23 protein-coding genes are annotated in these 21,305 nt (G+C 54.9%); 13 read left to right on the top strand and 10 right to left on the bottom strand.

From position 1 onward, the window contains the following. Positions 1–7: 7 nt before the first annotated feature. The gene (locus ACT3R4_RS05430; protein WP_087108499.1) at positions 8–385 is read right to left on the bottom strand and encodes a winged helix-turn-helix transcriptional regulator; all 378 of its coding nucleotides are present in this window, start codon (positions 383–385) and stop codon (positions 8–10) included. A gap of 203 nt (positions 386–588) precedes the next feature. On the opposite strand from ACT3R4_RS05430, the gene ACT3R4_RS05425 reads away from it, so the two are divergent. The 3 genes from ACT3R4_RS05425 (at position 589) to ACT3R4_RS05415 (ending at position 3,056) form a co-directional block, all read left to right on the top strand. After that, positions 589–1,056 (top strand): nuclear transport factor 2 family protein, encoded by a 468-nt coding sequence (locus tag ACT3R4_RS05425; RefSeq protein ID WP_087108497.1) that lies wholly within the window; start codon positions 589–591, stop codon positions 1,054–1,056. 154 nt (positions 1,057–1,210) lie between these two features. Continuing rightward, entirely contained in the window at positions 1,211–1,813 is a 603-nt protein-coding gene (locus ACT3R4_RS05420) for a TetR/AcrR family transcriptional regulator (RefSeq protein ID WP_176372204.1), read from the top strand. Further along, on the top strand, positions 1,806–3,056 hold the full coding sequence (locus tag ACT3R4_RS05415) for a multidrug effflux MFS transporter (RefSeq protein WP_441678259.1): 1,251 nt from the start codon (positions 1,806–1,808) through the stop codon (positions 3,054–3,056). The genes ACT3R4_RS05420 and ACT3R4_RS05415 overlap by 8 nt, the downstream gene beginning before the upstream one ends. A 79-nt stretch (positions 3,057–3,135) precedes the next feature. Here ACT3R4_RS05415 and ACT3R4_RS05410 read toward each other — a convergent pair whose 3' ends face one another. From ACT3R4_RS05410 to ACT3R4_RS05395, 4 genes are all read right to left on the bottom strand, one after another. Further along, positions 3,136–3,441 carry an MGMT family protein gene (locus ACT3R4_RS05410; protein WP_192528207.1) on the bottom strand — a complete coding sequence of 102 codons (306 nt, stop codon included), beginning with the start codon at positions 3,439–3,441 and terminating at the stop codon, positions 3,136–3,138. A 35-nt stretch (positions 3,442–3,476) separates the two neighbouring features. Then, positions 3,477–4,085, bottom strand: coding sequence for an FMN-dependent NADH-azoreductase (locus ACT3R4_RS05405; protein WP_192528206.1), 609 nt, complete (start codon positions 4,083–4,085; stop codon positions 3,477–3,479). Between the two features lie 166 nt (positions 4,086–4,251). Further along, positions 4,252–5,703 carry an alanine/glycine:cation symporter family protein gene (locus tag ACT3R4_RS05400; RefSeq protein ID WP_192528205.1) on the bottom strand — a complete coding sequence of 484 codons (1,452 nt, stop codon included), beginning with the start codon at positions 5,701–5,703 and terminating at the stop codon, positions 4,252–4,254. Positions 5,704–5,798: 95 nt separating this feature from the next. After that, positions 5,799–6,674 carry a LysR substrate-binding domain-containing protein gene (locus ACT3R4_RS05395; RefSeq protein WP_192528204.1) on the bottom strand — a complete coding sequence of 292 codons (876 nt, stop codon included), beginning with the start codon at positions 6,672–6,674 and terminating at the stop codon, positions 5,799–5,801. A 124-nt stretch (positions 6,675–6,798) separates the two neighbouring features. Between ACT3R4_RS05395 and ACT3R4_RS05390 the strand changes: the two genes are divergently transcribed. Both ACT3R4_RS05390 and ACT3R4_RS05385 read left to right on the top strand, forming a co-directional pair. Next, positions 6,799–7,971 carry a TauD/TfdA family dioxygenase gene (locus tag ACT3R4_RS05390; protein WP_441678256.1) on the top strand — a complete coding sequence of 391 codons (1,173 nt, stop codon included), beginning with the start codon at positions 6,799–6,801 and terminating at the stop codon, positions 7,969–7,971. A gap of 42 nt (positions 7,972–8,013) precedes the next feature. Then, the gene (locus ACT3R4_RS05385) at positions 8,014–8,964 is read left to right on the top strand and encodes an ABC transporter substrate-binding protein (protein ID WP_441678254.1); all 951 of its coding nucleotides are present in this window, start codon (positions 8,014–8,016) and stop codon (positions 8,962–8,964) included. 205 nt (positions 8,965–9,169) lie between these two features. Here the strand turns inward: ACT3R4_RS05385 and ACT3R4_RS05380 are convergent, their stop codons facing one another. Continuing rightward, positions 9,170–10,111: a LysR family transcriptional regulator gene (locus ACT3R4_RS05380; RefSeq protein ID WP_441678252.1), complete on the bottom strand. Its 942-nt coding sequence runs from the start codon at positions 10,109–10,111 to the stop codon at positions 9,170–9,172. A 111-nt stretch (positions 10,112–10,222) separates the two neighbouring features. Between ACT3R4_RS05380 and ACT3R4_RS05375 the strand changes: the two genes are divergently transcribed. Next, entirely contained in the window at positions 10,223–11,296 is a 1,074-nt protein-coding gene (locus ACT3R4_RS05375) for a tartrate dehydrogenase (RefSeq protein WP_193053912.1), read from the top strand. Positions 11,297–11,363: 67 nt separating this feature from the next. On the opposite strand, the gene wrbA is transcribed toward ACT3R4_RS05375, so the two are convergent. Beyond that, the gene (wrbA, locus tag ACT3R4_RS05370) at positions 11,364–11,963 is read right to left on the bottom strand and encodes an NAD(P)H:quinone oxidoreductase (protein ID WP_087108478.1); all 600 of its coding nucleotides are present in this window, start codon (positions 11,961–11,963) and stop codon (positions 11,364–11,366) included. A 346-nt stretch (positions 11,964–12,309) separates the two neighbouring features. Between wrbA and ACT3R4_RS05365 the strand changes: the two genes are divergently transcribed. From ACT3R4_RS05365 to ACT3R4_RS05340, 6 genes are all read left to right on the top strand, one after another. After that, a complete protein-coding gene (locus tag ACT3R4_RS05365) occupies positions 12,310–13,308 on the top strand; it encodes a succinylglutamate desuccinylase (protein WP_441678250.1) in 999 nt (332 codons plus the stop codon). Between the two features lie 205 nt (positions 13,309–13,513). Next, positions 13,514–14,284, top strand: coding sequence for an ABC transporter ATP-binding protein (locus ACT3R4_RS05360; RefSeq protein ID WP_407647909.1), 771 nt, complete (start codon positions 13,514–13,516; stop codon positions 14,282–14,284). Positions 14,285–14,298: 14 nt separating this feature from the next. Beyond that, complete coding sequence (locus ACT3R4_RS05355; RefSeq protein WP_087108472.1) at positions 14,299–15,000, top strand: ABC transporter permease; 702 nt, start codon at positions 14,299–14,301, stop codon at positions 14,998–15,000. Position 15,001: 1 nt separating this feature from the next. Further along, on the top strand, positions 15,002–15,733 hold the full coding sequence (locus ACT3R4_RS05350) for an ABC transporter permease (RefSeq protein WP_441678248.1): 732 nt from the start codon (positions 15,002–15,004) through the stop codon (positions 15,731–15,733). Between the two features lie 131 nt (positions 15,734–15,864). Beyond that, positions 15,865–16,635: a transporter substrate-binding domain-containing protein gene (locus tag ACT3R4_RS05345; RefSeq protein ID WP_441678246.1), complete on the top strand. Its 771-nt coding sequence runs from the start codon at positions 15,865–15,867 to the stop codon at positions 16,633–16,635. 283 nt (positions 16,636–16,918) lie between these two features. Continuing rightward, positions 16,919–17,725, top strand: a complete 807-nt coding sequence (locus tag ACT3R4_RS05340; RefSeq protein WP_441678244.1) for a TraX family protein — start codon at positions 16,919–16,921, stop codon at positions 17,723–17,725. A gap of 126 nt (positions 17,726–17,851) precedes the next feature. Here the strand turns inward: ACT3R4_RS05340 and ACT3R4_RS05335 are convergent, their stop codons facing one another. Together ACT3R4_RS05335 and purE are read right to left on the bottom strand one after the other, a co-directional pair. Then, positions 17,852–18,988, bottom strand: a complete 1,137-nt coding sequence (locus tag ACT3R4_RS05335; protein WP_087108464.1) for a 5-(carboxyamino)imidazole ribonucleotide synthase — start codon at positions 18,986–18,988, stop codon at positions 17,852–17,854. Positions 18,989–18,999: 11 nt separating this feature from the next. Continuing rightward, positions 19,000–19,515, bottom strand: coding sequence for a 5-(carboxyamino)imidazole ribonucleotide mutase (purE, locus tag ACT3R4_RS05330; RefSeq protein ID WP_087108461.1), 516 nt, complete (start codon positions 19,513–19,515; stop codon positions 19,000–19,002). Positions 19,516–19,718: 203 nt separating this feature from the next. On the opposite strand from purE, the gene ACT3R4_RS05325 reads away from it, so the two are divergent. Then, positions 19,719–19,991: an XRE family transcriptional regulator gene (locus ACT3R4_RS05325; protein WP_018918645.1), complete on the top strand. Its 273-nt coding sequence runs from the start codon at positions 19,719–19,721 to the stop codon at positions 19,989–19,991. A gap of 77 nt (positions 19,992–20,068) precedes the next feature. Here ACT3R4_RS05325 and chrA read toward each other — a convergent pair whose 3' ends face one another. Next, a complete protein-coding gene (gene chrA, locus ACT3R4_RS05320) occupies positions 20,069–21,262 on the bottom strand; it encodes a chromate efflux transporter (RefSeq protein ID WP_172116062.1) in 1,194 nt (397 codons plus the stop codon). Positions 21,263–21,305: the final 43 nt, after the last annotated feature.

Genomic DNA, 21,305 nt, shown 5'->3' with positions numbered 1-21,305 from the left:
TTCAGGTCTACGTCTGGCTAGCCTGATACTGCAAACGAGCGGCCACGATGGTGCGGTGATGGGCATCTGCCCACGCTACCAGCTGTTGCATCGGCTCAAGAAAAGAGCGCCCCAACGGGGTTAGAGTATATTCCACCCGTGGCGGGACTTCAGGATAGAGCGTACGCGTGACAAAGCCATCCTGCTCCAGCTGTTTGAGGGTACGGGAGAGCATCTGCTTTGAAATATCACCAATCTCACGCATCAAGGCATTAAAACGCAGCGTGCCGGGGGCCAGGGCTTCCAGAATCAGTAAGCTCCACTGGTCGCCAATGCGGTCAAGCACATCGCGAATCGGGCAAGGCTGTTCAAGAACGATCTCTTCGCTAGCGGTAATGGCAGTCATCACGGCTCCATGGATGGGCATGCAGTGGGCATATAGATGTGACCGGGTCAGGTAAATGTGACTTCTTGTGCGGTCATGGGAATTCCTTTAAGTTTACCCCAAGGTCTACATTTTAGACCGTTTATTAAGGTGAAACTCAAGGGGCATGATGCGGTGATTAGTGCTGCGCCTTTGATCCATCTACCCGAAACAAGAGTGTTGACATGTCGTTACTGAAACCGTTGAGCGTTGCCACGTCGGTGCTGATGCTATCTTTACCCGCCGTATCGTTTGCGCAAGCCGAACGTGATCTTGAGGCCGAGGAAGCAAACCGGGCATTGGTCATCCAGTTCTATAACCAGTTCTTCAACGAGCATGAAACAGAGCAGAGCTCATTGGTGCTGGCGGAAGATTACATTCAGCACAATCCGGGCGTACCGGATGGCAAGGCGCCTTTCGTGGATTACTTTGCAGGCTACTTCCAGGAAAATCCGGACTACCAGAGCGAGATCGTGCGTAGTGCAACCGATGGCGACCTGGTCTGGCTGCATGTTCACTCTACCAATGGTGATGAGGATCGCGGTGAGGCCGTTGTGGATATCTTCCGCGTTGAAAATGAAATGATCGTCGAGCACTGGGATGTCATCCAGTCTGTGCCGGAAGAAGCGGCCAACGACAACAGCATGTTTTAAATCGGATAGTGTCAGATTATTGGCCCGAAAGGGCCTTTTCTACACCACTCAAACCTACCTACCGGTCGGTAGCTTTTATAGTATGATGCGTCGCTTGGTTTTTGACATGCTTTAAGCATGCATCATCAAGATGTTTCATGTTCGGAGACTCGAAATGTTATCCACGACAACACCCGCGCTACGCCGGGTGCTCAACGCGGCCGTTGCCCAGTTTGCCCGGCATGGTTATGAGGGCGCCTCACTGGCGGGGATTGCTGCCGACGCCGGTATTCGCAAAGCGTCGCTTTATTCGCATATCAAAAATAAGGACGCGCTGTTTTTGGCGGTGTTTGAAGATGCCTTGAAAATTGAATCGCAATTTGCTCATGAGTGCTTTGAGCATTCCAATACTGGACTGCCAGGCCAGCACTATTGCGAATCGTTGTTGGCACGTTACGCCGACTCTGAGCACTTTCGGTTTCTGCTACGCACCTCGTATATTCCACCTGAGTCGCTTTTCCACGAGCTTCAGGAAGGCTACGAAACTTACATGCAACAGCTGTTAGCAGATTTTACGGCAGCGCTGCGTCGCCATGTGGGGGAGGCACTCTCCGATCAAGATGCCCTGATACTGGGCCACGCTTACATGGGCATGGTGGATAGCCTCCACGTGGCGCTTATTTATATTGGCACCGAGCGCTTTGAGGCACGTCTCAACGCGCTTGAGCGCCTTATGGGCGACAGCATCGCCAAGCTTGTAGGAGAGCATCATGACTGAACAGGCCATCCGTGAGAATACTCACCAAAGTACCGTGGGCATGGCGCTAGTCACTCTGCTGGCCCTTTTGACCGCACTCGATGCCATGGCGATTGATATGTATCTGCCCGGCATGCCGATGATTGCGCACACCTATGAGGTCTCGGCAGGCAGCGTGCAGCAAACGCTGTCGGTCTTTTTGGCAGGACTGGCGCTGGGGCAGTGCCTTTATGGCCCGCTACTGGAGCGTTTTGGCCGCCGAATGCCGCTCCTGGTGGGGCTTGTGATCTTTGTGGCGGGCTCGGTGGTTGCGGCCATGGCGCCCACGCTTGAGTGGTTACTTGCTGCCCGATTTTTACAGGCCATCGGCGCGGCCGCCGGATTGGTCGCGCCGCGTGCCATTGTGGCCGATCTTTGCGATGTAAAAAGCTCTGCCAAAATCTTTTCGCTATTGATGCAAGTCATGATGATTGCACCCGTCGTGGCGCCCATGATGGGAGGCTTTCTGCTTGAGCACGGTGGCTGGCGCGGTATTTTCTGGATGCTGGCAGCTCTCGGCGTTATTGGATTGGCATGGAGCCTGGCCGCCATTCCCGAGACGCTTGATGTTGGGCAGCGCACAACGCTTAGCGTAAGCAGTGTCGTGCGTGGGTATCTGGCTCAGTCTCGTCGTCGAGTCTTCATGACTTATACGGCGGCCGGAGGCTTTGTTCTGGGGTCACTTTTCACCTATATCAGCGCCGCAGCGTTTGTGTTTACCGACCATTTTGGCATGACCCCGACCCATTTCAGCTATCTGTTTGCCGCCAATTCTGTCGGGCTGATTATCGGTGGCATGCTGTCCAATGCGTTGTCTGCACGCGGTATGACGCCTGCCGGGGTAACTTATATCGGGCTTGGTATACATGCACTGGCGGGTGCGCTTTTATATCTGGTCGTCACGACGGATATGGTCACGTTCGAAACGTACGTGGCGCTGCTGGGGGTGGCGATTGGAGCGCTCGGACTGGTGTTTGGTAATTTGACCGCGCTAACCATGAACGCTGGCGGGGCGCAGGCCGGCGTGGCTTCGGCGCTGATGGGTACCCTGCACTATGTGGTCGCGGCGGCCGTTGGCTATGTTGCCAGCTTGGCGACCCAGGGGCCGCATCTGATGCCACTAACACTTACGCTGTGTGGCGTGGCCGCTTTATTGCTCTGCCGGCTTGCCGGTGCCATGACGAAAAAAGCACAGGACGTTCACCTCGATGGGGCACGTACTTAGCGCTTTTCAGAAAGGGATAAATGAACGAACAAACGAAAAAGCCGCGCAACCGCGCGGCTTTTTCATTGAAAGACTTATTCTACGGCTCATCCGGCCACACCAGGTGACGCGGCACGCGCCCATTGGCATCAAACATCACGCCTTCATCACGCAATTTCTGGTGCTGACGGGTAGCACCGCCGTGGTCAGCAAGTTTAAGTGAGGCCGCAATCACCCGGTGCCAGGGAAGCTCATGGCCATCGGGCAAGTGGCGCATGGCAGACCCCACCATTCGTGGTGTGGCGCCTTCTGTCATAGCGGCAATGCGCCCGTACGTCGTGACTCGCCCCGCCGGAATCTGATCGACAATCGTATAGATCTGCTCCAATAGTTCGGGACGTGCCATAACGGATTCTCCGTAATTACCTCAGGCTAACGGGCTTATAGCGCTTCCACCAACTGATCAATTGCCTGAAACGCTTCTTTCTGCGCTGCAGCACGCTGCTCTTCGCCCATGTTCAGGCCTTCTGCGTACACAACATCAACATCGGTAATGCCCATCAAGCCTAGCATGCTTTTCAGGTGTGGCGTTTGGCTATCCATGTCCGACCCCGCATACATACCGCCACGAGCCGCCAGAATAATCACCCGCTTACCTTCGACTAGACCTTGTGGGCCGTTTTCTGTGTAACGGAATGTTTCGCCAGCACGCAGTACGCGGTCAAACCAGGCTTTTAACTGCGAAGGGATGCCCAGGTTATACATCGGTACAGCCAAGACCAACACGTCATTAGCACGCAGTTCAGCCAACAGTTCATCAGAGCGAGCAGCCAGTGCTTTCTGCTCGTCGCTGCGCTCATCAGCCGGTGTCTGCCATGCGCCCAGTTCCGCAATATCCAGGTGAGGAAGCGCATCGGCAACCACGTCGCGTTTAGTGACATCGACGCCTTCGCGAGCAGCCGCACGGCTTTGGAAGTGGTTGGCCAAGGCGATAGATTGACCGTTTTCACCAAGTACAGAGGAGGTAACCAACAGGGCACGAGTTGTCATTTTAAAAAAGCTCCAACGCAGGATTAATAAGGAATTGGCGCTATTTTACGATGATTTTGATTAATCAAAAGCGCAATGATATGAGCGTTACGTTCGATAAAATCGAATTATGATATCTATAAAAAAACCCTGCTTTTGTATAAGCAGGGTTTTAGTTGGCTGGTGATTAGTGCTTTTTAGGCCACGCCTTGGGATCAACCTTATTGGCTAACTTGGGGAATTTGCTGGGATCAAAGGTAGGTTCTTTGCCTGCCTTCAGCTGCGCCTCGTAGTCACGGAACAACGCAAAAGCAACAGGTGAAAGCAGCAGGATAGCCACCAGGTTAATAATGGCCATCATACCCATGGAAAGATCCGCAAAGTTCCAGATCGCCCCCAGACTCGCCACCGATCCCACCATGATCATCGCCAGCACCGCCAAGCGGTAAAGGAGAATCGCCACCGGCGCTCGACGACCGGCTAAATACTCAATATTGGACTCGCCGTAAGAGTAATTGGCAATCACAGAAGTAAACGCGAACAGCAAGATTGCGACGGCTACAAACATGCCCCCCCAATCGCCTACGTGGCTTGAAAGCGCCATTTGGGTCAATTGGATACCATTCGTCTCTTCACCGGCTAAAAGCTCAGGCCCTGCCATAATAATAATGGCCGCCGTGGCCGTACAAATAACCAGCGTATCCAGAAACACACCCAGCATCTGAATAAAGCCTTGGGCAGCCGGATGGTTGGGGCGCGTGCTGGCGGTAGCTGCCGCATTCGGCGCCGAACCCATGCCCGCCTCGTTGGAGAACAGGCCGCGTTGAATGCCGTGCATAATCGCTTGTGACACGGCATAACCCACGGCCCCACCAGCCGCTTGTTCAAGGCCAAAGGCGCTCTTCACAATGGTCATGATGGCTGCTGGGAAGTCACCGATATTAAGCCCGACTACAACAAGCGCGAGTAACAGGTAAAGCAGTGCCATTAATGGCACCACCAGCTCCGCGACCTTGGCGATGGACTTTAAGCCACCAAAGATAATCGGCGCCACAACGACCACCAAGACTAACCCCATGGCCCAGGTGGGAACAGCAAATGCCTGCTCCATGGCCTGGGCGATGGAGTTGGCCTGTACGCTGTTAAACGCCAATCCAAACGCGATAATCAAACAGATGGAAAACAGCACGGCCAGCCAGCGCAGTCCAAGCCCACGTTCAATATAACGGGCTGGCCCACCGCGGAAGGTGCTATCCCCATGGTCTGTTTTGTAGGCCTGCGCCAAGGTAGATTCGACGAAGCTGGTCGCCATACCCACCATGGCGGTCATCCACATCCAGAAAATCGCGCCAGGGCCACCAAAATAGATCGCCACCGCCACACCCGCCAGGTTGCCGGTGCCTACGCGTGCCGCCAGGCTCGTCGAAAGCGCCTGAAACGAGGAGATACCGTCACCAGCATCCCGCGAGGTGCGCAGCAGTTTAAACATGTGACCGAAATAACGTACCTGAATCGCGCCGGTTCGTATCGTAAAGTAGAGGCCTGCGCCGATCAGTAAGTAGATCAGCACACTGCCCCATAACAGCCCGTTGCCGCGATCAACCAACGCGGTCAACAGTTGAGGTACCGAAAAATCCATACAACACGCCTTTTTTTAACTTATCGGAGGCGCTTCATTCTTCACGCCTGCACCAAAATGGCAAGAAAATTGGTGTATTTATTCTTAAAACACCCCTAAGTGGCGTCAGTATCCTTCGCTAACCACACCCAGACCAAGGCCGCTTCGTCATCTACCTGCCGGCGGCTGGGACGTACCAGCCAGAACTGCTCATCGCTTGGCACACTAATGGACGGAAACGGCGTCACCAGGTCATTGCGCTGCTCCAACAAACGGCGATGAATGAGCGCTACCCCTGCGCCTTGGCTAGCTAACGCTAACGTCATCACCTGGTTATCGCATGTTATAGAACGACACTGCGTTTCCAAGTGACCCACGCCCGCCGCCTGCAGCCAGCCTGACCAGCCGACACCAAACCCTACCGCGTGAAGCAACGTGTGCCCTCTTAAATCGGCAGGCGTTGTTAGCGTTGCAGCAAGCGTTGGAGAACACACTGGTAGCAGTTGTTCATCGCCTAACGAGTGCATTTCAACGCCACTCCATTCGCCTCGCCCATAACGGATTTCGATATCGGCGCCCTCTGCCCCATAGTCATCTGGCCAGATAGCGCTAACCAGGCGAATGGAGATGTGTGGACAGTGCTGGTAAAGAGCAGCCAAACGCGGCGCCAGCCAGGATTGCTGGAGAATCGGCGTGGCTCTTAATGTCACAGGCTGCCCACTGGTAGCGCCAAACACCTCAGTCGTTCCTTCGCTGATCCGCGAAAAAGCATCATTGATACTGGGCAGCCAGGCTTGCCCAACAGGCGTGAGGGTTAAGCTTCGCGCATGGCGCACAAAGAGCTTTTGCCCCAACCGCTCCTCCAACAACCGAACTCGCTGACTAATGGCCGCCTGGGTAACGGCCAACTCATTTCCAGCCGCGGTAAAGCTGAGCGTTCGCGCCGCCGACTCAAACGCCTGCAGCCATAATAGTGGCGGTAACTGACTCATGGGAAACCCACCTATAAGTAAAACGAGGCCTTAGGGGCCATATTAATCATTTGTTTGAGCCATGACGAATGCGCATCCTAAGTGGCCGAATTTAAGCGTTTTTCATCACCATAAAGAGGCAAAAATGACGAGTACAGTGTTTGCCGCCGAAGCGCATCAGGCGCCCCAAATGGGCGAATTTACCCCTTACGACTCAGGCCCATCACTAAGCGACGCGATGCTCACCGAGGAAGGCGTGACGCTGACATGGCAAACCAGCGACGTTACTACGCTACCACTGCTTTGGCTGCGCGATCACTGCGCCTGCCCTGAGTGCCGCCACCCGCAAACACGCGAGCGGCTCTATGTTCCTCTGGCTGACATTAACGAAGCACCCGATATTAGCCTGCAAAATGGGCACCTCTATTTACACTGGAAGGACGGACATACCAGTGCCTTCCACAGCGGCTGGCTCTATCAGCGCCGCCCGGAAACGCGCCTGACATCACCTGTTCCGAAGTCGGCTCCTTGGGTTGATAATTTTTTCCCTGAACGCATTTTACATGCTGACCTCCTCACCCCAGCGGGTGAGAAAGCCTGGATTACTGCCCTGCTACGCGATGGTTTAGCGCTGGTTACAGAAGCCCCATTGATGGAAGAAGAAGTCAGCCGTTTAGCGGAACGCATTGGCCCACTGCGCACGACTAATTTCGGCGCTCGTTTTAATGTACGCTCAAAGCCTAACCCTAATAATGCGGCGTATACGGCGGCAGGTTTACCCCTACATATAGATTTGCCCAACTGGCAGCAACCACCGGATATCCAGCTACTTTACTGCCTAAAAAATGAGGCCAGCGGTGGCGAATCACTGTTTGCCGACGGTGTCCGAGTCGTTAACGCATTGCGTCACCAGGACTCCAACGCGCTGACTATTCTGAGTGAGACCCCGATCGATTTTCGTTTTCAGGACGAGGCAACCGATATTACCGTTCGTGCCCCAGTCATTACCCTTGATAGCAGCGGCAACCTGGTAGAAATACGCTTGAATAACTGGATTCGGGATACCCTTCATCTTCCCGCCTCACAAATGAACGCATGGTACCGTGCCTATCGGACGCTGTGGCAGCTCTTCCACAGTGAAGCGCATCAGTTGGAATTTACGCTGCGCCCCGGTCAAATGGTGGCCTTTGATAATCGGCGTGTACTCCATGGACGACGAGAATTCGACCCCAATAGCGGCGCTCGTCACCTCCAGGGCACGTATTTAGACCGCGACATGCTCACCTCTCGCCTGCGTGTGTTGGCACGCCACTCATAAACCGCTCCCGCGCGATATAAAAAACTCAGCAAGGAGATCTAAATGAAAACCTGCCTACGCCTCTCACCCAGCATGCCTTTGGTAGCAACAGCACTCTTATCCGCTGCATTTGCATCCACCACGCACGGCGATGATCAAACACTTGATTTTGGTGTTCCCGCTTGGCCTGGCATTACCGTAAAGACGGAAATAGCCGAGCAGCTGTTAAACCCGCTGGGTTATGAAACCCGCGCGCAAGAAATTGGCCTGCAGGTGATCTATCAGGGTATGGAGAGCGGTGATATCGATGTATTTCTGGGCGCCTGGCTGCCTGCTCAGCGTGACATGTTCACCCCACGCAAAGAGTCAGGCGTGCTGATTGATGTGGCGAACAACGTTGACGGCGCGCAAATGACGCTGGCGGTGCCTAGCTATATTTACGAGAGCGGCATTCAAAGTTTTGCTGACCTTGCCGAAAACCGCGACCTGTTTAACGGTCAGATTCTCAGCTTTGGCGCCGGCTCGGCCGCCAGCGAAATTCTCCATGACGCCATTGATAATGACGCTTGGGAGCTGGGTGACTGGCGCCTGGTTGATACCAGCGAAATCGCCATGCTGTCCGCCGCTCGCGATGCTATCGAGCGTGAACAAGCGGTGGTCTGGGTCGGCTGGACTCCTCACTGGATGAACCTTGAGCTACCCATGCGTTACCTGGAGGATCCAGACAATCTGTTCGGTGAAAACAATGGTGAAAGTGATGTACTTACCGTGCTGCGCGCCGACTATGCTGAAGCCAACCCCAATATCACTACGTTTTTTGAGCAGTTCAGCTTCACCGCTGACGAACAAAGCTGGATGATCCAGGCGTTTGGCCAAGACGAGCGTGCGCTTTCCGAGGTAGCCCAGGAGTGGATCAGCAATCACCCCAAGCGGGTAGAAGCCATGCTTACCGATGTAACGAACACCGACGGCGAACCCGCTTGGCCAATTATTAAAGCGCAGCTTACATTATGAGTGCGAATCTTATGCCAACGCATCGCAACCATGTAACGTAGCAAGGATGCACCGCGGCCCTCACCAGTCGCGGTGCTCGCCTCGCCAAAGGCCTTGCCACGTACTCAGCGCCCATCACGCACGCCCAGGGTTAACTGAGTCCCTAACAAGATACTTGTTTTATCCAATGGTTTCTGACCAAACATGTCAGTGCGTGATGAGCTGGTCACTGTCGTTCATCGAGGCCGAGGCTTGGCAGCGGCGGTACTCGCCCGCTTATGTCACGCTGCACATGATCAATAAATGCGCGTAACCGTGTGGGCACATGGCGGCGCTGCTCAAATACCGCATAAAAGTCGGCCCGCACGCCCTGCCATTCAGGCAGCAGCGGCACCAGCGCCCCACTGGCCAAGTGCTCGTTTACGTCCCACCAGGAGCGCATCATTATCCCGTGTCCGTCCAGGGCCAACCGAGTTATGACTTCTCCATCGTTACTGGCCAGCCGCCCACTCACCTTCACTGACTGAACACACCCAGGGTCATTACAGCGCTCAAAACGCCAAAGGGGAAAGTCCGTATCGTTTTCACGAATCACCAGGCATGCCTGGCGCACAAGGTCGCCAGGCGCGCTCAATGGTGCCATACGGGCGATATAACCAGGCGCAGCACACAGCACTCGGCGATTGGGCAAAATTGGCCGAGCAATCAAACGGGAATCCGGCGGCTCGCCAATCCGTATACCGACATCAAAGCCGTGATCGCTCAGGTTAAGCGGGAAATTGGTGAGCTCCAGCCATCCCTCAACCGCTGGGTGCATTGCACAAAAGGTGGAGAGCAGCGGCGCAATGTGCTGCCGACCAAAACCAAAGGTGGCATTAACCCGCAGCCGTCCGCTAAGCCCATGCTTATGTGTGTCGTTGAGAGAGTTCTCAAGCTCCCCCAACTCATCCAGAATCAGCGCCCCGCGGGAGAGATAACGTTCGCCTTCTGCCGTGAGTGTCAGCCGCCGAGTAGTGCGTGCGGCAAGCTCCACGCCCAACCGCGCCTCTAGCTGCTTTAAGCGCTTGCTCACCGCCGACAGCGAAAGCCCCAGTTCACGCGCCGTTCCTGTCAAACTTCCTGCACGTGCTAACTGCTGAAAAAATGCAAGATCGTCTAGCGCCGACATGGATTCTCCACTTTCAGGCAACAATAGCTTGAATAGTAGCCTGATTATTATCACTCAGATAGCGGCTACACTGCGTTCATCGCTCATCTTTTTTAATAACAAGGAATCCAAATGGCCCACCGTATTGCAGTGATCGCTGGCGACGGCATTGGTACCGAAGTCATGCCCGAAGGTATTCGCGCCCTTGAAGCCGCAGCCAAGCGCTTTAATATCGACCTTGAGTTCACGACCTTTGAATTTGGCAGCTGCGACTACTACCTGGAGCACGGCCAAATGATGCCGGACGACTGGTTTGAACAGCTAAAAGGGTTCGATGCGCTGTTTTACGGCGCGGTCGGCTGGCCCGACAAAGTGCCCGACCATATTTCCCTTTGGGGCTCGCTGCTGCAGTTTCGCCGCCAGTTCGACCAGTACATCAACCTGCGCCCTTGCAAGTTAATGCCCGGTATTAAAAGCCCGCTTGCTGGGCGTGAACCGGGCGATATCGACTTTTACGTGGTGCGCGAAAACACCGAGGGCGAATACTCAAGCATCGGCGGCAAGATGTTTGAAGGCACCGAGCGCGAAATTGTCATCCAGGAAACCGTGATGTCGCGTACAGGTGTTGACCGCGTGCTTAAGTACGCGTTTGATCTGGCACAAACCCGCCCGCGTAAAAAGCTCACCTCGGCCACCAAATCCAACGGTATCTCTATCACCATGCCCTACTGGGACGAGCGCGTGCTGGAAATGGCCAAGCAGTATCCGGAGATTGATGTCGATAAATTCCATATTGATATTCTGACCGCCAACTTTGTACTGCATCCGGACTGGTTTGACGTGGTCGTCGGCAGCAACCTGTTTGGCGATATCCTTTCCGACCTGGGGCCAGCATGTACCGGCACTATCGGCATTGCCCCTTCGGCCAACATTAACCCCGAAGGCAAATTCCCCAGCCTGTTTGAACCGGTACACGGCAGCGCACCGGATATTGCAGGCAAAGGTATCGCCAACCCAATTGGTCAAATTTGGTCTGGTGCCATGATGCTTGAGCACCTGGGCTATAAAGAAGCCGCTGATGCGATGGTGACGGCCATTGAAGACGTGCTTCGCGAAGGTGACAGCCAAGTGGTCACCCGTGATGTTGGCGGCCAAGGCACCACGGAAAGCCTGGGCCGCGCGATTGCCAAACGTTTAAGCCAGTAATCCCTTCGCCATAGGAAAGCCACCCCGCAGATAATTATCGACGGGGTGGCTTTTTATTGGCGGTTGGTTACTCCGCCAGCTTCGCAGCAATTTTTGCAACGTGCTCGCCCTGAAAGCGCGCAAGCTTCAGTTCACGCTCGCTTGGCTGGCGGGAGCCGTCACTACCTGCCAAAGTCGCCGCTCCGTAAGGGTTACCGCCGCTGACTTCGGAAATATCAAACTGCTCTTCAATGCCATAACCGACGGGCACAATCACCATGCCGTGGTGGGCAAGCGTCGTCCACGTGGAGGTAATCGTCATCTCATCGCCACCGCCGGTACCTGTTGAGGTAAACACACTCGCCACTTTGCCACGCAAGGTGCCGTTAGCCCATAAGCCGCCGGTTTGGTCAAAAAAGGTGCGCATTTGGCCGGTCATATTGCCAAAGCGGGTTGGGGTACCAACAATAATCGCATCGTAATCGGCCAGTTCCTGGGGAGTCGCTTCGGGCGTATCGTAATCCTGCTTACCGCCGGCATTTTTGAAAGCATCTGCGGGCATGGTTTCAGGTACTCGCTTAACGGTTACCTCTACGCCTTCAACTTTCCTTGCCCCTTCTGCAACGGCCTTGGCCAAAGTATCAACATGCCCATACATGGAATAGTAAAGTACCAGTACCTTTGTCATTGCTTACTCCTTTGGACTGCGTTTTAGCTACGTTAATGGCATTCCGGTTAGGGAATGACTACAACATAGCCTAGCCTGCAGCAGCGAAAAGCGAATGTTTTCCCCTGCTCTCTTCGATTTTCACCTTACGCTGATACAAAGCAGCGGCTGGTTCCTCGCATTGAATCCTAAAAGTGCGCGGCAAAGCGCCCTTCCTATTAAAACGCCCACTCACCGTGAGCGTTTTAGGTACCGTCTTACACTCGAGCGCCCGCCATTTTCATAACCACGACGCTAATGCTTGCTCACGTTTTTGAGCATGTTAAAGATAGCGTGTGAATTTCCAACCAATAACAAGAGGCCGATAATGCTGAATCACTGGCTTGACTGGACCCTTGATGGGCACCCTCCCGTACAGCGTAGCGGCCAATTTCCAAGCGGTACTTATCGGTTTCATGCCCCCGGCATTATGGAGCTTATCCCCCATACGCCGCAGCCAGAGGCCTATGCCTGCGTTTTTTCAGCGGCGATTCATGGCAACGAAACGGCCCCGGTTGAACTACTCGGTGAGTGGCTAAGCGCCCTGGAAGCAGGCACTACCCCACTGGGTGCTCCCGTACTGGTCATCCTTGGTAATATCCCCGCCCTACGCGCTCAGCAACGGTTTATAGCAACCAACCTTAACCGCCTCTTTAAGCGTAATTTAACGGGCAGCGGTGAGGAGCCAGAACGCGCACGTGAACTAATGGCTGCGGTAGACCAATTTTATGAAACTCATGCCGCGCGGCCCAGGTTGCACTACGACTTGCACACCGCCATTCGTGAAAGCCTCTACCCGATTTTTGTTGTCGAGCCGTTTGCTAACACTGCAACCCTGCCGGAGCAGTGGCAGTGGCTTGCGGCTGCGGGCATGCAGGCCGTGCTTCATCAACACCAGACAAGCTGGACCTTCTCGCACTACAGCAAGCATTACCATGGCGCTCAAGCGTTTACTTTTGAGCTAGGCCGCGTCGCCCCTTTCGGGCAAAATGACAGGGCATCGCTAATCCCCATGGGCGCGCTGCTTACGTCGCTCAGCAAAGGCGAAACGCCTGCCCAGCAAGACCCCGCGAGCATGGTATTCTTTCAGGTAGAGCATGAGCTTAAGCGCCAAGCGGAGGACTTTACGCTCTACGTTGATGCTGACATGCCCAACTTCAGCCGTTTTGAGCCCGGCACGCGTTTGGCCCAGGATAGCGTGGCAGGCGATTTCGTGGTGGGCGAGACGCCGCTACATGTCGTATTTCCTAATGCCAACGTGGCGTTGGGTGCGCGGGCGGCGCTTTTGGTGGTCCCGGCTCACTCCTCAAGTCAAACCGCAAAATAAGTTTAATAGTTATTTAATAACAACAACATGGAGATAATATCGAGGCACACGCGTATCACTTACGGCTACCTTCCTACATTTATCGTATAAGGAAAGCACGCATTTTTCGCTGAGCCTGATAGAATCGCCACTTTTTTCGCGCCAGCCGCATTTAGCCTACGTTACCTCAACACGTTGCTACCGCGGCAACTTTGTACTGGAGCCTATGTTTATGGCCGCTACTCCCCTGGAAGTGCGTAATATTAAAAAGCGCTTCGGCGATACGGAAGTTCTGAAAGGCCTTTCACTCGAAGCCCAAAAAGGTGATGTCATCACGCTAATTGGCGCTTCAGGGTCGGGTAAAAGTACCTTTCTGCGCTGTATGAACCTGTTAGAGCAGCCGGATGAGGGCGAGATTATCCTTCACGGCGACCCGATACGCTTTAAGGTGACCCGGCACGGACGCGAGCCAGCCGATTGGAAACAGGTTGTCCAAATGCGTGCCAAGCTTTCCATGGTGTTTCAGAATTTCAATCTCTGGGCACACATGACGCTGCTTGAAAATATAATTGAAGCGCCTATCCATGTGCTCGGCCTTCCTAAAAAAGAGGCGATCGAACAAGCCCACGCGCTGCTTGAGCGTGTGGGGCTAACCGCCCGCGCCAACGCCTACCCGGCGCAAATGTCAGGTGGCCAGCAGCAGCGCGGCGCGATTGCTCGGGCACTGGCCATGAACCCAGAGGTTATGCTGTTTGATGAGCCGACCTCGGCGCTGGACCCGGAGCTTGTCGGCGACGTACTGAAAGTCATGCGCGACCTGGCCAATGAAGGGCGTACCATGGTGGTGGTTACCCATGAGATGAGTTTTGCTCGCGATGTCTCAAGCAAGGTGATCTATCTTCACCAGGGCTTGGTAGAGGAAGCCGGGGCGCCAGATGATGTATTAGGCAACCCCCAATCGTCCCGACTGAAACAGTTTCTTACTCCTAACTACTGATCTGCGAGGCGACCATGCTGGATTTGCAAGGGTACGGCCCCCGTTTGATCGAAGGTGCCGGGGTCACCGTTCAACTAGCGGTTTTATCGCTACTGTTAGCCATCGCGCTAGGCCTTCTCACCGCCACAGCCAAGATGTCGCGCCACTGGCTATTGCACGGCACGGCAACCGTTTACACGACGCTGATTCGCGGCGTGCCAGACCTTGTCTTGATGATGCTGCTGTTTTACGGCGGCCAAATCGGTGTTAACGCGATTAGTGATATTCTTTACTACAGCTACGACATTGATATTTACATTAATTTCAACGCCTTTGCCGCGGGCGTACTGACCATTGGCTTCATTTTTGGTGCCTATATGGGCGAGACCTTCCGGGGCGCTTTTATGGCCGTCGATAACGGTCAAATTGAGGCAGGCAAAGCCTACGGGATGAGCAGCGCACTGGTCTTTCGCCGCATTCGTTTCCCGCAAATGATGCGCCATGCGCTGCCCGGGCTCTCCAATAACTGGATGGTGCTGCTGAAAACCACCGCGCTCGTCTCGGTAATCGGCCTGACCGATATGGTTCGCGTGGCCGCTGAAGCCTCCCGAGCGACTCATGAGCCGTTTGTGTTTTTAATCCCTGTAGCCGTTGCCTATCTGTTGATTGCCAGCGTCTCCGAGTGGATTTTTGCCCGGCTACAAAAGCGCTACGACATCGGCTTTGGAGAGCAGTGACATGCTAGATATTTCCGCATGGTTTAATGACCTTTTGTCCGGCAATCTGATCTTCACCCCCACTACAATGGGCTACTACTGGACAGGGCTTGTCACCACCACACAGCTGGTGTTTCTGTCGCTGGTAATCGGGCTGGTGCTGGCGGTGCCGCTTGCCATTATGCGCAGCTCACGGCGTAAATGGATCAGCCTGCCCGTGTATGCCTATACCTACGTGTTTCGTGGCACGCCGCTGCTGGTCCAACTGTATATTATTTACTATGGCGTGGTGTTTTTTGATGGCATCCAGGAAAGCTTTTTGTGGCCGATCTTCCGTGAGGCCTTCTACCCTGCACTGATCGCCTTCACCCTTAACACGGCGGCTTATACCACAGAGATTTTCCGGGGTGCTATCAAGGCAACGTCCAAGGGTGAAATTGAAGCGGCACGCGCTTACGGCATGTCCCAAAGCCTGATGATGCGCCGGATCATTATCCCCAGCGCATTTCGTCGCGCTCTGCCCGCCTACGGCAATGAAGTGATTTTCATGCTTCATGCCAGCGCGATAGCCAGCGTGGTCACCTTAATGGACCTGACCGGAGCGGCTCGCTATGTCTATTCGCGGTTCTATACGCCGTTTGAGCCCTTCCTGTTTGTCGCGGCTATTTACCTGTGCTTAACGTTTGCCATTCTGTTTTTCTTCCGCTTTTTAGAGAAGAAATTACTTGCGCACTTAAAGCCACAAACCCAGTAAACGGTTCGATGACGAGCGAACGTCAAACAAACGTTGGTTCACAGGGCGTTTTCCTCTTTCCGCCGGCCCCAACCTGGGTTACGTTAAAGAGGATCACCTCGGGTGAACCTGTTTTACAACGGAGTTAAATAATGAAAAAGTTGCTATCAGTTTCTTTAATTGGTTTGGCTGTTGCTGCGGCCTCTTCCGCCCAGGCACGTGATTATGATCAGGTGCGTATTGGTGTTGATGTACCTTATGTCCCAATGGAATTCCGCACCCCTGAAGGCGACCTGACCGGTTTTGATATCGAGCTGGGCAACGCCATGTGTGAAGAGATCGGCGTGACCTGCGAGTGGATCGAGCAGGAGTGGGACGGCATTATTCCGGGCCTTCTGTCACGCAACTACGACGCCGTCATGTCCTCCATGACCATCAACGATGAGCGTCGCCAGCAGGTGCTGTTCTCTGACCCCTACATCACCATGCCGTCTGCCTGGTTTGCCGCAAGCGACCTGGGTATCGACGAAGCCAATGAAGAAACCCTAGAAGGCCTGACCATCGGCGTTCAACGCGGCACACTTCAGGACAACTACGTCACCGATAACTATGGCAGCGTGGCCGATATCAGCCGCTACTCCACCGCCGATGATATGGTGCTGGACATGGACGCGCAGCGTCTGGATATCGTCTTCCTCGACTTCCCAATCGGCCAGTCAACGCTGGTTGAAAACGAAGACGCTGACTACACCATTGTGGGCGAAAAAATCACTGAGCCTAAAGAGTACTTTGGTGACGGCTTTGGTATCGCCTTCCGCCAGCGTGATGAAGCGCTTGCCGAAAAATTCAACGAAGCCCTCGCAACGCTTCAAGAAAACGGCACCTACGATGAGATTCACGCTCGCTATTTTGGCGAAGAGTAATCATATAGCGTAGTGACTGCCCCCATCACCCTGGCCTTTGCCGGGGTGATTTATTTATGCCCTTGCCTTTTTTCTCCTTTCATCAGCGGCTTAAAAACCAGGTACGCAGGCCCATTAACAAGCACGCTGCCCCTTGGAATGAACCAGGTCAGCGTGAAAGGGTCTCTGTATCATTCTCCATGTGCATATAGCCGATATGGTTCATATAGCTGATATAACCCATATAGCGATGAAACGTCATTTCGCTATCACCGTAATTTAGTCATAAAAACAGGGAGGTTTTATGGCAGCAACCCTTAGCGCCACACCAGACATCGACCGACGCCCGTCTTCCTACTGGACAGGCTGGGGCCAGTGGCTCGCGCTCATTACCATGACGGTAGACCACCTTACCCGCTATGTACTGCCTGGGGATTTTAGCTGGGCAGGCTCCTCTATTGGCCGGATTGCCTTTCCACTGTTTGCCGCCATGGTCGCCTGGCACGGGCTATTTAATACCCGTAACCCAATGCGCTATTCACGGCGTATTCTGGTTATCGGACTGGTAGCGCAACTCCCCTATATGATGATGCCACGCGCATCGGATGCGTTGATTTTTAACGTCTGCTTTACGCTGGCCAGTGGCCTGGCCTTGGGCACACTGGCGCGCCAAGGCTGGCAGCACTACCAACAGCAAACGCTGGGGTTTGGTTGGCTGCTGTTGGGCACAGCGGTGGGCGTCACGGTGTGGTACCTGCTCGGTTTCTGGGTGGAGTACGGCCACAACGGTCTGCTGCTGATTCCACTATTCATGTTTGCCATGCATTCACTTAGCCAAGCGGGCACCCATTTTCAGGCGCGACTTTGGGCAGGCTTGGCCGCCTTTCCCGTACTCTGGGTTGCCGGACAAATGAACGCCTCGGATATGGCGAAATCGTTTACCGTGGGAACCTGTGTCGTGGTCCTGATACTGGCTGCTGGCCTGGCTCAACGCGTTCCTGCGGTAGCGTTTGCCATGCCACGCAGGCTGTGGCTGGCCTGGTACCCAGGGCACTTTGCGTTAATCGCGCTGTGGCTACTGCTGAGCGGGCGTATTGTGCTGGGTTGGTAAACGTCCAAGCGGGTTCGCAGGACTTTAAACAGAGCTTAAAACGGTCTTAAAAAAGAGCTTAAAACCGGAATTAAAAAAGGCGCCCCACGGCGTGGGGCGCCTTTTCAGTGACTTATTAACGCTTATCTATAATGAGCGCTCAAAACTCCACTCAACCGCCGGGGCATCGGGTATCAGTGCCTGGCAGGCGCGCACCTTTTCCAGCAGTTCAGCGTGGGTAGCGGCTACCACGTTAACGTGGGCCAGCTTGCGCCCTGCCCGCTCGGCCTTGTCGTAGCGGTGCAGGTGGGTATTGGCAAGCTTGAGCATGGCCACGTTGTCACCTTCCTGGCCAATCACATTAACCATACAGGTGGGCGCAATGGCCGCTGTGCTGCCAAGCGGCAATCCTTGAACCGCCCGTAGATGGTTCTCGAACTGGCTGGTAACCGCACCATCCATCGTCCAATGGCCGGAGTTATGCACGCGTGGCGCCATTTCGTTAGCCAGCAGGCTGCCATCGCGGGTTTGGAAGAGTTCAAGCGCCAGCACGCCCACGTAATCCAGCTCATCCAGCAGCGCACGAATATACGTATCAGCCGTTTGCTGCACCTGGGCGTCCAGGTCCGGCAGCGGCGCCACCGAGTAACGCAGAATGCCGCCTACATGCTGGTTCTCTGCCATGGGGTAGAAAACCACCTCGCCATCGCGACCGCGCACAGCAATCATCGACACTTCGCGCACAAAATCCACAAACGCTTCAACGATCAACTGCGTATGGCCAATGCTTTGCCAAGCGTCAGCCGCCTCTTCTGGGGCTTTTAGGACCGCCTGACCTTTACCGTCGTAACCTTCCGTGACGGACTTTGCCACGACCGGGCAGCCAAGTTCACGGGCGGCGGTTTCAAGCTGCTCTGCGCTCTCGACCACACGGTAAGCAGGCGTCGGGATGTTCAAGCGATCAAACAGCGCTTTCTCTTCAACCCGGTTTTGGCAGACCTCGATCGCTCGGCTACTTGGATACACCGGCTTGTGCTTCTCGATCTCCTGCACAAGCGTCACCGGCAAATGCTCGAACTCGTAAGTCACGACATCCACCTTGGCGAGAAACTCCGCCAAGTGCTGATTATCCGGGTCGACAATGACCTCGCCGATGCCTGCGCTTGGGTTACCCGTGGTATCCAGGAACGTAAACCGATTGCCCAGCGGATAGCCCGCCAGCGCCAGCATACGGCCCAGTTGGCCTGCGCCTAAAACGCCGATGTTTGTCGTACCAGAGTTCATTGGGGCTCCTTTTACTCAGCATCCGGCGCGGGGCGCGGGTCCGGGTTATCCAGTACTAGTTGAGTCTGCTCTGCACGGAAGGCCTCAACCGCGTTACGCACAGCGCTGTCCTGAAGACCCACAATCTGCGCGGCCAGCAGGCCCGCGTTGGTCGCACCGGCCTTACCAATCGCCAGTGTGCCTACGGCGATACCACCCGGCATCTGCGCAATCGAGAGCAGTGAATCAAGGCCTTTAAGCGCTTTGGATTCAACCGGCACACCTAGCACCGGCAGCGGCGTTTGTGAAGCCACCATACCGGGCAGGTGGGCCGCGCCACCAGCACCGGCCACAATCACCTGCAGGCCACGCTCAGCGGCGCTTTTAGCATAGTCGAACAGCAAGTCAGGCGTTCGGTGGGCAGAGACCACGCGCGTTTCATAAGCAACGCCTAAGCGCTCCAGCATCGTCACCGCATGCTCCATCACCGGCCAATCCGATTTGGACCCCATAATGACGCCCACTTTGGGTGCGCTATTCGACGACATGCCATTTCTCCCCGGCCAGTGGCCATATATAAAGTACCGCACGCCAGAAGCAGCCGTGCACGCTAAAATAAGGCGCATAGTTTACCAGAGCCAAGCCGCAAGCGGGTGTTCGCAAGTGTCGCGAAATTTTCATCAAATTAAATATTGAAATGCACCTGCGTTGGCGGCATTGTGTCCTTGTCATTTCAGACTGATGGAGTCTCATGAGTACGGCATACTCAACTGCTCACGCAGAAACGCTGGATCCTCCGCGAAGCAGCCCTGACCTCGATGTCAGGGAATTAGAAAAACGCACGCGCCTAATGCGCATTATCACGCGTTTAATTGCAGTATCAGATCTAGGAAGCCGGGAAATTGCCCGCCAGGCAGGGCTTCCAGTACAGAAGATTAGCGACTTGCTCGCCGGCAGGCTTGAGCACCTGAACATTGACGAGCTCAATGTTCTGCGCCGCACGTTAGAGCTGGAGGCGCCATAGGAGCAGCCATTAGCCCTTTAAATCACGAACGCCTCGCTTAAGCGAGGCGTTTTTGTATGGTTTTGGCTCATTATCTACTAAACCGGTATCAAAAGACCGCCCAGTGCAATCACAACCACAACCGCCCAGGCAGACAGCTTCCACACGGAAAGCAGTAAAAAGCCGCTAAGCGCCAAGGCAAATTCATACGGCCCGATAATCGCGCTGGTCCACACCGGCTGGTAAAGTGCAGCGCCCAGAATCCCCACCACTGCGGCATTGGCACCACGCATCAACGCTTGAGCACTTCCCCATTGGCGAAAGCGGTTCCAGAATGGCAGCACGCCCACCAGCAGTAAAAACCCTGGTATGAAGATAGCCAGCAAGGCCACTAGCGCCCCAACAAGGCCATTAATGCCGGGCAGTAACGCCCCAAGGTATGCGGCAAAGGTAAACAGCGGCCCCGGCACGGCCTGTGCCGCTCCGTAACCGGTTAAAAACGCATCCGGCGTTATCCAGCCTGACTCCACCACTTCCGCTTGTAATAGCGGCAGTACCACATGCCCACCGCCAAATACCAGCGCGCCTGAACGATAAAAGGCATCGGCAATATCAAGCCAAACCGCACTTCCCGCAAGCAACGGCAACCCAATCAGTAGCCCAGCGAACAGCCCCAGTGCGATAACCCCAACTGAGCGCGACACAGCAAAGTGGAGTGTTTCGCTTGGCATGGCAGTCACGGCTTCGCGGCATAGCAGGAACCCCGCCAAGCCACCGAACACAATGGCGCCCACCTGCCCTAGCGGCCCGCTGACCAACAACACCGTGAACACGGCCAGTAGCGCAATGCCCGTGCGGGTTTTATCCGGGCACAGGTTACGCGCCATCCCCCATACCGCATGGGCCACAATGGCCACAGCCACTATCTTCAAGCCATGAATAATACGGCTGACAATCGGGCCATCCAGCACCGTCGCCCCGAACGCAAACAGCACCAGCACAATGGCAGAAGGCAGCGTAAAGGCCAGCCACGCCATCGCAGCTCCCCAAGGGCCCGCGCGCATTAGCCCAAGCGCAAAACCCACCTGGCTGCTGGCGGGTCCTGGCAAAAACTGGCAAAGCGCGACCAGGTCCGCATAGGCAGCCTCCGAAAGCCAACGGCGGCGCTCCACAAACTCAGCCCGAAAATAGCCCAGATGCGCCACTGGCCCACCAAAGGAGGTCAGACCAAGCCATAGAAAAACCCTAAAGACTTCGCTGACGCGCGTGCGTAAATTGTTCTCTTCAGCCATAGCGGAAGGCTCTTTTGCGTAATAGAAAGTGCCCACGATACCC

Source organism: Halomonas sp. AOP7-E1-9, from assembly GCF_052376035.1.
Taxonomy (GTDB): Bacteria; Pseudomonadota; Gammaproteobacteria; order Pseudomonadales; family Halomonadaceae; genus Vreelandella; species Vreelandella citrativorans.
Note: the sequence above shows the minus strand (reverse complement) of the source record. Positions and strands in the feature narration are given on the sequence as shown.